The 15,266-nt window shown below is 58.5% G+C and carries 14 protein-coding genes; 1 reads left to right on the top strand and 13 read right to left on the bottom strand.

Annotation, left to right across the window (positions count from 1 at the left end; all coding sequences use genetic code 11):
- Positions 1 to 39 precede the first annotated feature (39 nt).
- Positions 40 to 954: a LysR family transcriptional regulator gene (locus HJC04_RS06705; protein WP_221145398.1), complete on the bottom strand. Its 915-nt coding sequence runs from the start codon at positions 952 to 954 to the stop codon at positions 40 to 42.
- 318 nt (positions 955 to 1,272) lie between these two features.
- Between HJC04_RS06705 and HJC04_RS06700 the strand changes: the two genes are divergently transcribed.
- A complete protein-coding gene (locus HJC04_RS06700) occupies positions 1,273 to 2,241 on the top strand; it encodes a DMT family transporter (RefSeq protein WP_221145395.1) in 969 nt (322 codons plus the stop codon).
- A 330-nt stretch (positions 2,242 to 2,571) separates the two neighbouring features.
- On the opposite strand, the gene HJC04_RS06695 is transcribed toward HJC04_RS06700, so the two are convergent.
- The 12 genes from HJC04_RS06695 to HJC04_RS06640 all read right to left on the bottom strand — a co-directional run bounded on the left by HJC04_RS06695 (position 2,572) and on the right by HJC04_RS06640 (position 15,133).
- On the bottom strand, positions 2,572 to 3,216 hold the full coding sequence (locus HJC04_RS06695; protein ID WP_210630853.1) for a hypothetical protein: 645 nt from the start codon (positions 3,214 to 3,216) through the stop codon (positions 2,572 to 2,574).
- 174 nt (positions 3,217 to 3,390) lie between these two features.
- Positions 3,391 to 4,329, bottom strand: a complete 939-nt coding sequence (locus HJC04_RS06690; protein WP_210630854.1) for a sialate O-acetylesterase — start codon at positions 4,327 to 4,329, stop codon at positions 3,391 to 3,393.
- 423 nt (positions 4,330 to 4,752) lie between these two features.
- Complete coding sequence (locus HJC04_RS06685; RefSeq protein ID WP_210630855.1) at positions 4,753 to 5,091, bottom strand: slr1659 superfamily regulator; 339 nt, start codon at positions 5,089 to 5,091, stop codon at positions 4,753 to 4,755.
- Between the two features lie 7 nt (positions 5,092 to 5,098).
- Complete coding sequence (locus HJC04_RS06680) at positions 5,099 to 5,659, bottom strand: slr1658 superfamily regulator (protein WP_210630856.1); 561 nt, start codon at positions 5,657 to 5,659, stop codon at positions 5,099 to 5,101.
- 3 nt (positions 5,660 to 5,662) lie between these two features.
- Entirely contained in the window at positions 5,663 to 8,023 is a 2,361-nt protein-coding gene (locus HJC04_RS06675) for a SpoIIE family protein phosphatase (protein ID WP_221122682.1), read from the bottom strand.
- Positions 8,020 to 9,192 (bottom strand): class I SAM-dependent methyltransferase, encoded by a 1,173-nt coding sequence (locus tag HJC04_RS06670; RefSeq protein ID WP_210630858.1) that lies wholly within the window; start codon positions 9,190 to 9,192, stop codon positions 8,020 to 8,022. Before HJC04_RS06670 ends, HJC04_RS06675 begins: the two co-directional genes overlap by 4 nt.
- Positions 9,189 to 9,698, bottom strand: coding sequence for a hypothetical protein (locus HJC04_RS06665; RefSeq protein WP_210630859.1), 510 nt, complete (start codon positions 9,696 to 9,698; stop codon positions 9,189 to 9,191). The genes HJC04_RS06670 and HJC04_RS06665 overlap by 4 nt, the downstream gene beginning before the upstream one ends.
- A 72-nt stretch (positions 9,699 to 9,770) precedes the next feature.
- Positions 9,771 to 11,414 carry a bifunctional diguanylate cyclase/phosphodiesterase gene (locus HJC04_RS06660; RefSeq protein ID WP_210630860.1) on the bottom strand — a complete coding sequence of 548 codons (1,644 nt, stop codon included), beginning with the start codon at positions 11,412 to 11,414 and terminating at the stop codon, positions 9,771 to 9,773.
- A gap of 239 nt (positions 11,415 to 11,653) precedes the next feature.
- Positions 11,654 to 12,484, bottom strand: a complete 831-nt coding sequence (locus tag HJC04_RS06655) for a sugar phosphate isomerase/epimerase (protein WP_259668823.1) — start codon at positions 12,482 to 12,484, stop codon at positions 11,654 to 11,656.
- Positions 12,484 to 13,689 carry an NAD(P)/FAD-dependent oxidoreductase gene (locus HJC04_RS06650; RefSeq protein WP_221122683.1) on the bottom strand — a complete coding sequence of 402 codons (1,206 nt, stop codon included), beginning with the start codon at positions 13,687 to 13,689 and terminating at the stop codon, positions 12,484 to 12,486. The genes HJC04_RS06655 and HJC04_RS06650 overlap by 1 nt, the downstream gene beginning before the upstream one ends.
- A gap of 101 nt (positions 13,690 to 13,790) precedes the next feature.
- Positions 13,791 to 14,102, bottom strand: a complete 312-nt coding sequence (locus tag HJC04_RS06645; RefSeq protein ID WP_210630863.1) for a MocE family 2Fe-2S type ferredoxin — start codon at positions 14,100 to 14,102, stop codon at positions 13,791 to 13,793.
- A complete protein-coding gene (locus HJC04_RS06640; protein ID WP_221145391.1) occupies positions 14,099 to 15,133 on the bottom strand; it encodes a sterol desaturase family protein in 1,035 nt (344 codons plus the stop codon). Before HJC04_RS06640 ends, HJC04_RS06645 begins: the two co-directional genes overlap by 4 nt.
- Between the last annotated feature and the right edge of the window lie 133 nt (positions 15,134 to 15,266).

The raw sequence follows: 15,266 nt of genomic DNA, 5'->3' as shown, positions 1-15,266 counted from the left end.
CTCCAGGATCGGGCGCGGACGGTCGGGGAAGTGCGCACTTCATTCCGGTGACGGCGCATCGCCATATCTGCTGCAGGCCGCGCGAAGCCGCGGCAGAATCCAGTCGATGAAGGCGCGCAGCTTGAGGGCAAGCAGGCCCTGTCGGGAATAAACGATGTGGATCGGCTTGGGCCCGCCGTCATAGTCCTTCAAGATCTGCACGAGCATTCCCGAAGACAGCTCCTCGGGAACTTGATAGTCGAAGAGGCGGGCGATCCCGGCTCCATTGCACGCGGCGGCGACGCAGTTGGCCGCGGTGTTCACCTCGATCCGGCTCCGTGGCGTCGCCTCGACCGGCTTCCCCTCGATCTCGAAATTCCAGAAGAAGGACCTGTCGTTGAACATGATGCCGTCGTGATCGGTGAGCTCGGTCGGATGCTGGGGCGTGCCATGCCGCTCCAGGTAGGCCGGGCTTGCGCAGGTCAACAGGCGGAACTCGCCGGCCTTGACCGCATAGAGCGAACTGTCGGCCAACTCGCCAAGTCGGATCGCGACGTCGACCTGTTCGTTGACCAGATGAACAGAGCGGTCGAGGGACAGAAGGTTCAAGGTCACTTCGGGATGCTTGTTCATGAAATCGAGCGCGATCGGCAGAACGTAGCGGTGGCCAAACTCGATCGGCATCGTGATGGTCAGCAGTCCCCGCGGCGTCTGATATTCGCCTGAGGCCCTGCGTTCGACCTCCTCGAGATCGGCAATGATCCTGCGCGCCGCATCGACATAGTCGCGACCGGCATCGGTGAGCTGCAGGTTGCGGCTTGTCCGGATGATGAGGTTTGCGCCGAGATATCGCTCCAGATCGGCAACCTTGCGGCTGACGCTCGGCAGCGGCGCGTTCAGCTTCCGGCTGCCCGCCGACAAGCTGCCGGCGTCAACCACTGCAAGCAGAACCCGCATTGCATCAAGCCGATCCATAACACCCCGACGAGTGAAAGCCTCGATCTTGAGGATATGGGAAATCGGTTCTGATGAACAGCAATGGCCGCGGGCGCACCCCTCATCATCACCCGGGTAGCCTCTTGTCGTTCAAACGGTCTCGCCGATGCGGAACCGCTTCACGATCCGGTGGATGAGCATTGAGAAGGTGGTTCTCAATTTCACCGGCTGCCGGCCAGGGCTCCCGGCCAGTACATTTCTCCCATCCGATCAAGGGTTTCGCTGACTGCCGATAGACACCGTCGGTGTCACGGAGATCAACGGCTCGGTGACGCAACTTCAGAAGGAGTAATCGTCATGGACAGAATCTTCTATGTTGGCGTGTCGGCCGCTCTCTTTGCGGCTTTTGCCTTTTCGCTCAACTTCATCGTGCCCTTGATCATCGGCGACTATTCCACCTTTGATTTCGCCCTCGTCCGTCATGGTGTCTCGGCGCTGGTCGGACTTTACATCCTGTTTTCCGAGAAGGGTGTCCTGCGCCACCTGACACCTCGCAACTGGCTGAATGCAATCTGGCTCGCTTTCATCGGATATGTCGGCTACTTCCTGACTGTGACGGGCGCGGCCGTCTTTGCCGGTCCGGTCATCGCTCCTGCCTTTCTCGGCCTGGTGCCGATCGTATTGATGGTCGTTGGTAACAAGCGTCAGGGATCATTGCCATGGCGATCTCTCATGATGCCTCTGGCGCTGGTGCTGGCCGGCCTTGCTCTCGTCAACGGCACGGCACTTACGACCGAAGGATTGAATTCGGTGCGATCATTTTGGGTTGGCGTGCCACTGGCGCTGGCCGCCGTGGGACTTTGGGTCTGGTTCGCTCTTGCCAATCAGGCTGCACTGGCGGCCCGGCCGGAAATGCCCTCCGGTGTGTGGGCTGCGTTGATATTGGTGGGAGGTGGCATCCTGATGCTGGCCTTCTACCCCTTCGGCGCCGCGCTGGACCTCTTCCGGCTTCCAACGCTGGGATTCGGTTGGAGTGCCGCCGGCAGCTTGTATGTTTGGGGCGCTTCTTTCGCGCTGTTGGCAACCGTAGGCGGCGTCTGGGCCTGGAACATTGCGTCGCGGAGCCTGCCGGTTGCCTTGGCTGCGCAATTGATCGTCTCGGAAACGGCCTTCGGTGTGATCGGTGGACTTGTCGTACATGCTCGTTGGCCGACCCCGATCGAAAGCGCTGGGATTGTCGTCCTCATCGCGGGCGTTGTTCTATCCGTGCGAATTTTCTATGAATTTCGGTGTACATCAGGAAGGACATTGCTTGCGCAAGAGTGACATGCCGCACGCAAGACAAGTGATGGTCTAGGTCGTCCGGCGCTCGGGCCCGCTATCCGGGTGGGCTGGCGAACAGTAAGATGCTGAACTTGTGTGGCGCAGGATCATATCGGCGGAAGTGCAGGGGTGGGGTCCATCTCTGACTATGCGAACCATGTCTTCGCAGATCTGGCGGCAGACGCGGAATGACTGATAAGGAAGGCTTGGGCCGCCGGAAAATTGGCAAAAAAATAGAGCATTTCCGGACGCAAACAGAAACGGAAATGCTCTCGTAGTTCGGTGCGAAGCTTACCAGAGTCGGCTTCGCACCTCTCACATCTCGCCATGTGGCTATTCGTCTGGCGCCGCCGACGCGGCGTTTTCCAGCGAGGTGCGGATTTGATCAATCTTGCCGTCGGCATCGCCAACCCCGAGAATGGTCTTGGCTTGATCCAGGACCGCCGGGCTGACCTGACCGGTTTTCGTTGCGGAAGCCAAAGCGTCCTCCAGCGCCTGATCGCCCAGCAGGGGATCGTCGGCCGCGGGCTCGATGCCGTTGTCGATTTCATACTGGGCATAAGCCACGGCGTAGGCCGAGATGGCGGCCATGCGCGGGTCCGATGTGTTCATCAGCGCCCTGTAATTCCGTTTCAAGGAATTCAGGCCCGCAAGCTGTGCTGAAAGGTTCTTCTCCTTCTTGTTGGTGGCTGCGGTATCTGACTTGCCCGATTTGGACTTGCCCGATGCCTCTGACGATTTGCCTCTCACGGCTGACGAGTTGGAGTTGCCATGGTTTGAACCGCTGTCGTGGCCGCCACCGTTTCCGTGGCCGCCGCCATTACCGCCGCCGTTGCCACCACCATTGCCACCACCATTGCCGCCGCCGTTTCCGCCGTCCTTCGCCAGCGCGCTCATGTCGAGCCCCGCAATCGTTACCGGGCTTGCTGCAAGCGTCAGCGAAAGCACGGCCAGGGACGCTAAGGTTGCTTTCCGCATCGTTTTCCTCCGAATGAGACCACCAGATGGCGTGCAACTGCACGTCGAGATCTGACTTGAAGGATAGATTGCTATCGCGCGCTGCACATCGGACTGAGGTCCGGCGAAAGGCCCCGGCTATGGTCCTAAGGAAACATCCAAGCTCGCCAAGGCGCGCAAACGGTTCAGGGAAGATTATCGCGAGCTTTCCAGGTGGCTCTCGCCACGCAAAAGGTTCAGCCAGGCCTGCGACACTTTCTCCGCGCCTGAGCCCCCGATATGGCAATCGTCGTAGCGGTCGTCTCCATCGAGCAAGGCGTCAGAATTCGCGCCCTCTCGGATACCGTGGCCGCTTTTTGACAAGGCCAGTTGCGCCCGTACAATAGGATTGTCTGGAATATGTTCCTTGAAGCCGCCGTTGCTCGGTTCGAGGCATTTCGATGCGATCGAAATGTAAACGGGGGCTTCGACGCCGTGCTGACGCAATGTGTCAACCATCGACATGAAATGTTTCTGATAGGCCTCCGAAGTGGTGCCCAGAACGAGGTCCGCCTCTCCTTGCACCCAGAGGACGCTCGTTATTCTATAACCGGAATCCTGAAGCTGTTTCATTGTATCGATCAGCACAGGATTGAGGTCACCGCCTGTCGCCCATCGAGCGACCTCCGATCCGGAATATGCGAGTGGTGCGAGAATGACGCTGTCATTTTGTCCCGACCCGATCAATTTGTTCCCAAGAAGCGTCCAGTACTCCCCCTTGGTATTGGTCGATCCAAGAAGTGGCGACGCAGCGATGAAGCACCGTTTGTCAAAGGCGTTTACAACGCGAGCGCCATAATCCGACCGGTGCCGTTGTCCACCGTAGTTGGCCGCGTTCGATTGGCCAAGAATGAGTAGGACGGCAGTCCGATCAGTTTGAGTCGGGCAGGTCACAGCGGTTTTTGATTCATCTGCGATGAGTCGTTCCTTGTCGTCGAAAGTATAACGGCTTGAAGCCGCCGCCTTCTCTCCGGCAATCGTTTTCTTCAGCGCGGAAAGTTGTGGCCAGGGAAAGATCTCATGTCTCGCGCTCATGCCGCCGAGAACATAGATGGCGATCACGGCAACCAGGCCGATGGCCATTGTTTTGCGCATGTCGTTACCCTTTAAAGATCATCCGACGACATGGAGCCTACGGACCGACCAAGGCTGCTCCAGCCATGACGGTTCCTTTACACCAGCCGCATCTGCTTGCTCGGGCATGCTCTTCAAAAAGAGTTCGTCGCGAAGATCGAGCCCCAATCGATGACTATTTCGATGGAGTTGCCGAAAACCTGCCCTAGACTATAGTTCGGACCAGTGATTGCAATCATCCGGATGGGTGAAAGATCGTGCTATGCGGCATGAATTCCATGGAGCAAGTTCCCTTTGCTCGGCCATGGGAGGGTGGTCACAGATTGGCGCGGTGAGGTCAAACGTGGAGCGGAGCACCGGTCGTCATCCGAGATGCGGCATGCGGGCCTGCCGAGTTTGGCGAGACGCCAACCCCAATCTCCGTCGTCCTCGGCTCAAGGTCGATCACGCCAGGCGCAAGTCGAGCAGCGGGTGCAGCTTCTTCAGATTCGGGAGGGATTTTGCCTGCCACGGATGTTGATTGGTGCCTTTGACGATAAGCAGGAGGTCGCCCATCTTTCTGGCTTCGATGGTGAGCTTCGCCAGGAGGTTGATGCCCGAGGAATTCAGAAATTCGAGGCCCGTCAGGTTGAACGTCACCTGTTTGTGCCCTTCATGGAGAAGGCCTGTTATCATTGAATAGATCGGCGCATAGGCGTCCGGGCCTGCCAGGCGGAAGACGCCGTCGAAATACACCTCGTTTTTTTCCGCCCATACGCGGAAGTTTTCGTCGCTGATTTCCATTCTTCGCTCACAGATTGGAGGAGGGCGGCATCGCCACAGCTGCAGTCGTCGTCAGTATGATATGCTCGTCCTTATTCTCTTCGAATGTCCATGCCATTCTCGCATCGTAATCGCTCAAAAGGGTGAGCAGGCCCAAACCGGAACCGCTTTCCGGCGATATGGCGTTGGTTTCGATTTGCTCAAGAAGGAGTACGCCGGGTTCCTTCGATTGAAGGCGATGCAGGAGCTGCTGGAAGCGCGACGACGTCGCGCTGTCGATGGCATTCTTCACCCTGAGCAGAAAGCTTCCTTCGATTATGCCGGCTTCGATGAGGATCTCGCCAGGCTGTCGGAATTTGACTGCATTTTCGATCAGCTCGTTGCTGAGGTATCCAATATCATGATGCGCCTGCAGATAATCTTTCCTCGACCGGGAATAGGGCAGCGCCATGATCTTCGCTAGGAAGTCCGAAGTCATTCCCGAATGCTTCCATCTAAGCTGAAGCGGCCCATCGCTCAATGTCAGGCGAGCGCCAGAACCCAGGCTGATGTCCGCCAGAGATTCGATGCCATATATTTTGGGCGCCATGTCTCACCTATGCCGTACCGCGAGAAGCGTGATGTCGTCGTAGATTTTCTGCGATCCGATGAAGAGCATCAGCGTTGCAACAATTTCAGAAACGACTTTCTCAGCACTCTGACCTTTCAAGCGAAGTGCTTCCCTGCAGAGACGTTCGATGCCGAACAGCTCTCCCGCATCGTTTGCGGCTTCTGTCACGCCGTCGGTGTGCAGGAGTATGAGGTCGCCCTTCTCGAATGCTATTTCACGTGTTTTGATAAAGGTGGAAATATCGGCTTCCAATCCGATCGGTATACCGAGATCCATGGTGTCGATGCGTTGGATCTCACCGTTCGCCCGCACGATGACGACTTCCTCGTGCTGTCCCGACAAGATCATCTCCTTGCCGTCATAATCGAGAAAGGCCAGGGTGAGATGTTTGTCTATTCTGGTCCTGACTATGTTTTTGAATAGGGCACTGTTTAGATTCGCCAGAAATTTGACGGCGTCGGAGTTCCCCGCTTCCTGAAGAGCGCGGGCGACGGACTGGACCATCAGCATCAACACGCCGCTTTCGAGCCCGTGGCCGGTGACGTCGCCGATGCCGATCTTCAACCGTTTTCCGTTCTTCAAGACGTCGTAATAATCGCCGCCGACTTCTTCCGCAGGTCTCATATAGGCTGCGATCTCGATGTCCTGAAATTCCTCAAGCTCCTGTTGCAGCGGCAGAACCATCAGCTGGATTCTCTCGGCGACGGCGAGCTCCGTTCCCAGACGACGATTTTCCCGCTCGAGCTGCGCATTCAGCGTCGAAATCTCTTCCTTCTGATCTTCGATCTGGGCGGTTCGTTCTTCGACGAGTTGCTCGAGATTTTCGGTGTGATAGCTGATCTGCTCGGCCATCCGATTGAAAGCCTCACCGGCCGCGCCGACCTCGTCCTTGCTTGTTATTGCCACTCTGACTGAATAGTCCTGCGCCTGAATCCGCTTGGCGGCGCCGGCAAGTGCGCTGATCCCGCTCGTTATGCGTTTCGAAGCCGCAAACACCGCGATCGTCACGATGAGCAACGACATCAAGATCGCCAGGATCTGGTAGATCACGATGCGGTTGGTGGCCTCGGAAATCTTGGCCTGGGCGGCATAGAGGGAGGCGTCGATTTCCCGTTCCGGAACAACTACCCCAAGCAGCATTGCCTCCTGCCGAACCGGGCCGCTGGACCACAGGTTGGTCGCGGGCAGTTTCTTGACGATGACAATATAGGGAACCTGGTTGCCGTCCCGCTGCAGCAGCAGATGTTGAATGCCCTGTTCCCGGTCGAGAGCCAGTTTCGCTATCGCAGGCTGGGAGCTTCCTTTCAAGGAACGTTCCAGCCCGGTCACGCCGGTTCCGCTCGCATCGCTCGCGGAACGCAGACCGAGCGTCTCTTCGCCGGTGCTGTTGATCGCGACCACGTTTCCGTCGGACATTGCCAGAAATCCGAAGCCGGACTGGGCCACCTTCACGTTTTCAACCGTCTGGGCGAGCTGGTCGAGCGTGATATCGGCGCCGGCCGTCCCGGCGACATCCTTCCGATCGGCGGTCCAAAGCGGATGAAAGAAACTGACGATCAGCTTCCCGGTAATGGCATCGGTATAGGGAGCCGTTTGCGTGATGTCGTCCGCGACCGGTCGCGTCTTCATGTCCCTGGCCCAGCCTTGCCAGGACTCGTAAAGCCCGGGAAAAAAGAAGTTCCAGAAATCAGCCTCGTTGTGCCCGGGATAAAGGCGGTCGAAGGTCTGAGCCTGGTCGGTGTAGGGCGCTGTCCTGAAGATCGGTCGTTCCCTCGGTCCGATGTAATACATCTGCAGCTTTGACGCGCCGTGCTGCAGCAGGCTCGGCGCAACGAGATCGAGAACCGCGCTTGTCTCTATATCGCGCCTGATTTCGGATTTCGGCTGATGGTCCTGTCCGAGCAGGTAACCCCAGACGCTGACGACCGAAGCGGAGCCGGGCGCGTTCTGCGACCATTTCCCCTTCTCGTCGTAAGATAGACTGACGCTGTCCGGCGATGTGCGGGCGATTGCCGCGCCGACATCGGTATTGCGGGCGGGGTTGTCGATCTGCGCCTGCAGCACGCCTGCCAAAGTGTCGACGTCGTTGTGAACCTGGCGCAGGAGCAGGTTCACCTGGGCTGCGGTCGAATCGGCATAGGTGCGTATATATTCCTGGCTGGCGGCTTCGAGACCCTGGCCGACTTCGAGTGTCGCGTCACGCGACAGCCTCTGAACATTCCAAAGCGCCAGGCCACCGCTGACCAGCAAGTCGAAGAGAACGGCTCCACCGACGACCAGGATGAATTTCGCCCGAAACGAGGCCAGTCCTACCGTTCTTTTCGATAATCCTCCATCCATCACAGCGGCTTTCGACCAGAGGCTGCCCAGATCGGCCAGCCGGCATAACCTTTGGGGTGAAGAGCGGCAAAGACGTGATCCTTGAATCCTTGCCGGAATCTGCGAATGAAATCCGGCGAGTCGCCGCGGCGGACGGCCATCTCACCGGCATAGACATTTTCCCAGGCCTCGATGATGTCTGCGAAGTCCTGGGGATCGCCGTCAAGGTTCGTGACCATGAAGCAGTCGACCTGGATGTTATCGAATCCGGCGTTGAGCAGGAGGTGGCGGCTTTTCGGCCCCATCTCGACATCCATGTCGAAGTGCCTGAACAATTTCGCCACTTCCTCGTAGGTCCATCTGATCGAGTCGGCATGCGGCTCACCCAGACAATGCGAGTTCTTTTCGTTGGTGATGTAGACACGGCCGCCGGGCTTGCAGATGCGATAAAGCTCACGCAAGAGCATTTCGGGGCGGTCGAAAATCTGCAGCGAGTGCCGGCAGGTTACGAAATCGAATTGATTGTCTCGAAGCAGCATCTGAGACGCATCGCCATAGGTGTACTCGATGCCTTCCAGGCCGAACTCGGCAGCGACCTTGCGGGCATAATCGAGACTGCGCACCGAGTGGTCTAGTGCGACAAGGCGCGTCGGCTTGAATTCCCGTTGAACCAGAGCTGCGAAATCACCAATGCCGCAGCAGATATCGGCCATGGCGAGACTGCTGCGCAGACCGTGGCGCGGCAAGAGTTCGCGTTCGTGCCTCCATGTCATCTTCGTCTGCGTGCGCAGAATGGGAATGAAGCTCTCGTCCTCGACGAAGCTTTGCCCCGGATAGAATGCCGAATCATAGACCTCGACCGACAGGTTTGGCTGCGATGCTGCCAGCATCTCGAAGAGCGAGGCAGACCATGCCATCACGCTCGACGTAATAATCTTGATCTCCCGTTCCGGCCGAGCTCGGCAGCCTGCTGCCAGGACATCGGCCAGAGCGGCGAAGGCTGTCATGTTGATGTGGGTGAGGCGTTTGACGTTGAGATAAACGATGCCGCTATATCTTTCCAAACTCTGCCGCACCAGCTCGAGAGCTTCGCCAATCTCGGCGGCGCTTTCCGGCCGCATTTTGCCAGACAGCACGAGCTCCTGATTTGTCGGATCAGACCGTACTGTGAAGGGCAGGGGAAGAAGGTTCATTGGAAGTCCTCGGCCGAGGGGAAATCCGCAACGATTTCGATCCCATCGACATCATCTTTCTCGATGCGGATCGCGGCGCCGAATATTGTTGTCAAACTGTTGAGCAAAGCCGTTCTGTCAGACCTTGCGACCAAGTGACCGGACCCGCTGTCGAGGGGCTGTGTTTTCCCTGATGATCTTGGCTTTGTGTGCTTGTGGGCAACTTCTTCCTCGTAAGGAAACGTAATTCTCAGCCGATTGAATGTCGCGCTGCGATAGAGGCTGAAACTTATCCTTCCCCGCTTGTCCGTCGCGCGGAAGGCAAATTCGATGAGCTCGTTCGCCGCGACCGAAAGAAAGTTGGAGTAGCGAGCGGGATCACTGTGGCCCTGGCCGAGAATGTCGGAGATATATTCCGCTATCTCATCGCAAAATTGCCATTGAGATTTGAACATCGCGATATTCATCTCAAGCGATACCATCGGCGAAAATGCCGGATCGTCGAAGCGGGATGCTTCCTCTTCCAATATACCCTCCAATCGTCCGTCTGGAGCGTCAGATCTGCGTGGTCTAAATGCACGGCGAAAATCGGCGCGTGGTCAAGCTTGCTTTTTGGATCCTTCTGCCCGGGTAATGAATTCCTCAATGGCCTCGACCGGAAGTGGCCTGCTCACCAAATAGCCCTGAAGCCTGTCGCAGCCCACGCTGCGCAACCATTCCGCCTGACCGGGCGTCTCAACCCCCTCGGCCGTCACCTGCATGTCGAGGTCATGTGCGAGGTTCACGACACAGCGGACGATTGCCTGGCTTTTCACATCGGTTTCGAGATCGGTAATAAAGTACTTGTCGATTTTGATCGTGTCGAAAGGGAATGTCTTGAGATAGCTCAGGGAAGAATATTCCGTGCCGAAATCATCCAGTGAAATCCGCAGGCCCAACACGTTAAGGGTATTCAGAGTGTCGATGTTGTTGACGGTCCGCTCGAGCAGCACGCTTTCGGTTATTTCGAGCTCCAGACGCTCGGGCTGAAGTCCGACCAAGTCCAGCGTCTGGGAAATCCGGTCGGTGAGACCGCTTGTCAAGAATTCAGCCACCGACAAATTGACGGCGACTATGTAGTTATCAGGCCACTTCTTCGCCTCGCGGCATGCCTGCCCCAAAACCCACGCGCCTATCTCTGGCATCATTCCATCCGCCTCGGCCATCGGAATGAATGCCGCCGGTGGTATTTTTCCAAGCAGAGGGTGGTGCCACCGCAGCAATGCTTCGAAACCGACAATGCAGCCGTGCTCGGCGATGGGCTGGTATTCGACATAGAACTGCTGTTGGTCGAGCGCCGTGCGCAGGCTGCGGCGCAGCAGTTCCCGCTGCTCCAGCAATTCGAGCATTGTTGGGTCATAGGCTTTAGCCCGACCACGCCCTTCTTTCTTGGCGGCGTAGAGTGCGAGGTCGGAAGCCTTCATCAGCTGTTCCGGACTCGTGCCGTCCGGCGGAGCGGTGGATATGCCGATGCTGGTGCCGACAAAGACCGCAATGCCGTCTATCGCGAAGGGCTTTTTGAACGCAGCAACCAGATCTTCGGCCAGGCGATGGGCTTTGGCGGGATGTCCCCCGCCGACGGAAATCACCGTGAATTCGTCGCCGGCCAGTCGATAGGCTCTGTCATCGCTGGAGAGGCAGGCTTGAATACGCTTTGCAGCCGATTGAAGAAGCTTGTCGCCCGCGGCATGCCCGAGCGTGTCGTTGACGGGTTTGAAGTCGTCAAGGTCGAGTTGCATCAATGATAGAGTTTCGCTCGTGCCTGCGATCTCCTGCAACAGCGCGGTCAGGTCCTCGCTGAATTGGCGCCGGTTCGGCAGTCCAGTCAATGGATCGTGGGTGGCGAGATGCAAAAGGGTTGCGCGTTCGTCGTCAACCTGCTCCTCGGATCGGACCACGGCAAACAGATCACCGATCCGATAGATCGTCAGGTCATGTGATCCGCCGAGTGCGTCTGTTATTCGCAAAGGCTGGGCGCTGTCACCCAGTGAACGGAAAGCGAGCATGACTGCCGATTTGTCCAGCTCCGGAAAATGCTCCCAGAAGGAGGCGGCTGGTTTGACGGAAGCGGGCAGCGCATTGCCAAGCAAATTTTCAACGGGATTGAAATCGCGATCAAAGAACAAAAGCCGGTCGACCAGGCCCCCCGAATCGATTGTCTCCGGTTTTTCGAGGGCCAAGCTGGCAGCAGGAATTTTCCGCATGTCGGAGGCTCTCCCTGATTGAATGCCCTACCAGATATTATAGCAACTTAACTACCGCACAACTTGTGCACGTTAAGAAATACATTAGGCAATTCTGATTAACAATCCCCAACCTCCGCCAACGCGTTCACGGGCTGTGGACGCATCTGCAGTGTTCTGACCGGTTGTTTGCCGCCGCCTTGGAAGCGGTGCCTGGGGGCTGACGAAAGAACGACTTGCCGCGCGATTGTTCCGGCGGTTCAGGCAATGGCAGTCCACAGTTCGCGCACCATCTGGCGCAGCGCCAGTGATTCGGCCCATCTGTCCGTCGAGTCGTTGCCGTCTCTGCCGGTGATGGCATAGGGCTTGGGCCCTAATTCGCAGGTAAAGACCAGCTCGGCATCATCGGCTGCACGTGATCGCCAATGGCGAAAGCCGTAGTCCCACCACTGCAGGAAGAGATCAACCCACGGCCGGTGATGCGGGAAGGAAATTTCGATCTGCACCTGTTCGCGTGAAGCGACGCGGCCGTGAAATGCATGGGCATTCTGCAGGATGCGCCTGACATGCGCGTGATTTTCCTCATCGACCGGAAAGGCGAATTCGCGCCCGACCAGGAAATGCGAAAGATCGGCCAGCAACGGCAGATCGGGGCGTCGATCGAGCAGATCGAGCGTGAAGAACAGGTCCGTCGTCATCCTGTCGCGATGGGTTTCGATGAATACCGGGATACCCGCATCTTCGGCGAGCCGCATCCAGCCATCGAGAATCGGCAGGCAATCCTCGATCCGGCGGGGGCGGATATCGGGCTGCAGATTGATGTGGCTGACCGGAAAGGCCGCGGCAAGTTCCAGCGGCAGACGCAAATCCCCGACGCAGCGGGGGAAGCAGACTGCCTCGATCTTCAAGCCGGTGCCTCGGATGGCCTGGTTGAGGCGGATGACATCGCCGCGGTTTGTATAGTGCGCACTGATGCCGTCGAAGCCCGCCTCGCAGATCGCAGCGATATTGTCGTCGAGGCTGGGCTCGAACCCGTCCGTGTGCCGGCGCTCCATGGCCCAGAGCGACTGGAAGATCAGGAGCTTCTGCATCACGCGGCCCGCGCGCTTTTCAGAAGGGTCTTGAGGTTCACGCCCGGGTCGGCCAATGCCGCAGGTTCGGGACTGATACAAGCGGCGATCAGCATTTCGGCAAGTTTGATATGCTTGGCCAGGCCGTTGCCGATGCCGAGACCCGCGGCGGCTACCAATCGCCCGTCATCGAGATAGAATTCGAGCTCTCCCTCCGCTGCCGATCGCCGGACGCTCTGATGCCCGGGCAGCGGCTGCCCCGCCACCTGGAGGCCGAGATCGTACTGGTCGGACCAAAACCAGGGAATGGCGGCAAAAGTCTCGGCGGCGCCGACCATGTTCCGTGCTGCGGTCTCGGCCTGCATTCTGGCATTCCGCCAGCTTTCAAAGCGGATGTGTCCTCCGCCAGCTTGAGCCACCGCCGCGCAATCGCCCGCGGCAAATATGTTCGGCGCGCTGGTGCGAAGGCATGCGTCCGTCAGAATTCCGTTGCCCGTGGCCAGTCCCGATGCTTCCGCCAAGGTCATTTCAGGCTGGACCCCGATGGCGCTGACGACGAGGTCAGCGGACAGGATGGTGCCATCGCTCAAGACGACACTATCGTTACCGATTTCCGCAACGCTCCGATCAAAGTGGAAGCGCACGCCTTCGGCGGCATGCCGGGCATGCAGCTTGTCGGCAAAACGGGCAGGGACGGCGCGGCCCAAAGGTTTCGGCGCGGCCTCGATCACATCGACCGCAACGTCCTTTGCACGAAGGACCGATGCGAGTTCCATCCCGATCAGACCTGCGCCGATGATCGCGACGCGCCGGCCGGGCGCAACCTTGGAGAAGATCGCTTCGGCGTCGGCGTGGGTGCGAAAGTCGAGCGCGCGTTCTGCGCCGGCACAGGCAAGCCGCCTCGGCCGTGCGCCGGTGGTCAGCAGCAGTTTTTCGTAACCCAATAGCTGACCATGGCTCAAGCTTACGGTTGCGGCGACGGGATCCAGCTTGGAGACCGAGCAGCCCTTGAGATAGGTGATGCCGGCCGCCTCAAGCGCTTCTTTCGCGCAGATCAGCTTCATCTGCACCGTGTCGTCGACGATTTTCGACAGAGGTGGCCGTTCATAGGGCAGATGAGGCTCGGCTCCGACCAGCGTGACTGCTCCGCAATAACCCGCCTCGCGCAGGGCGAAGGCCGCCCGGGTTCCGGACTCGCCCGCACCAATGATGACCATACCGTTCATAGCATTCTCCGACAGCAAGAGCAGCCGGCGCTCGTGACGAGGAGACGCCGGCCGGCGAGGTTCAGTTCTTCTTGGCGTATTCCGCCATGTTCTTTGGCCACTTAACCGAGGGCCACGCGCACCTCTCCGTCGACCACCTCCGCCGGATAGGTCTTCAGATTCTCGCAAGCCGGCAGCCTCAGCGCTTCACCCGTGCGGTAGTCGAAGGCGCCGGAATGCTTCGGACATTCCACCTCGAAATCCAAGACCAGTCCGTCGGCGAGGTGAATCGCCTCGTGGGTGCAGAGCCCGGCGGTGCAGTAGACGCTGTCATCCGGGCCACGGTAGATCGCGTAGGTGCGTCCGCCATGGTCGAAACGGATGGCGCCTTCCTGTTCGATGTCGTCAAGTCTGCCAGCTGAAACCCAGGTCATTCGGCGGCTCCTTCGGCTTCCAGGCGAGCCTTGCGGGCTGCGAGCCTTTCCTTGCGCCTGCGGTAGCGTTCCTGCATCTGCACTTCGCCTTCGGGCGAGCCGTCGTGCCAGGTGCCGAACCACTTATCGAGCGGGATCAGGGCATCGCCGTAGTTCACCTCGAAATATTTGTGGTGGAGGTAATGCGCATAGGCGTGGCTATCGATCAGCCTGTCCTTGCCGACCTCGACCTTGTCAAAGCCGACATGGCCGGGAATTGCCCCGAAGCCGGCATAGTGCAGTTGATAGAGCATGATGACCGGGTTGGAGGGCAGGATCAGGTGGTAAAACGCCGTTCCGAAATAGAGCAGATGCTCGACTGGGTGCATCGACAGCGACGACCAGGGGGAGGGGTTGACGGAATTGTGGTGGACCGAATGCACCCACTTATAGAGAAAGGGCGTGTGGATGAGCCGGTGAATGCAGAAGAAGTGGAACTCGTGAATGATCGGAACGACGAGCGCGACGAGCGCCAGCGTCCAGGGGTTTTCGGCAAGGCCGAGCCACGGCGCATAGCCGTTGGCATAGGCCCAGAGCATGCCGACCTCGATGGCGGTCCAGATCACGACGCCCGAAAGGAAAGTGCGCAGAATATTGTCAAGGTTCTGGCTTTGGAACCAGAAAGCATTGTTTTTCTGGTCGGCGGGGAACTTGCCATTGTACTTGAAGCGGTTTTCCTGGCGCTTCAGAACATAAAGATGCAGTTCAAAGGCTCCATAGAACAGGAATACGCAGATCGCATTCACGGCGAATAGCCACGCTATCCAGCCGAAGCTCAGCGTCTGCATCGTGGCGACCGGGGGAATGATCCAGGCCCAATAGGCGAGCGCAGACGCCGCAAAAATCAGGTTCCAGGGAAGGAAGTAGTGCGGCAGCCATTTCAGGATTGCCGTCAGTTGCGGGGGGAAGACGAAAAGCGGCGCGGTTTCGACCGGGTGGTTCGGCGCCCAGTCGCCGCGCTTGTTACGCTTGCCGAAGTTCAGATCATCCATTGGCATCTCCTCCGGGCGCCTGATGTCTCCGTGCCCGCACTCTTTTTTGGTAAAGGAGAGCGCCCCGTGCGCCTTGATCCGCTTCGGCTTCTTGCGCGCCGGATCTTCTCCTGACGCGAAAGTAGCAGGGGGC

It is taken from the genome of Rhizobium sp. NLR8a, assembly GCF_019685235.1.
Taxonomy (GTDB): Bacteria; Pseudomonadota; Alphaproteobacteria; order Rhizobiales; family Rhizobiaceae; genus Rhizobium.
This window is presented reverse-complemented; position numbering and strand designations above follow the sequence as displayed.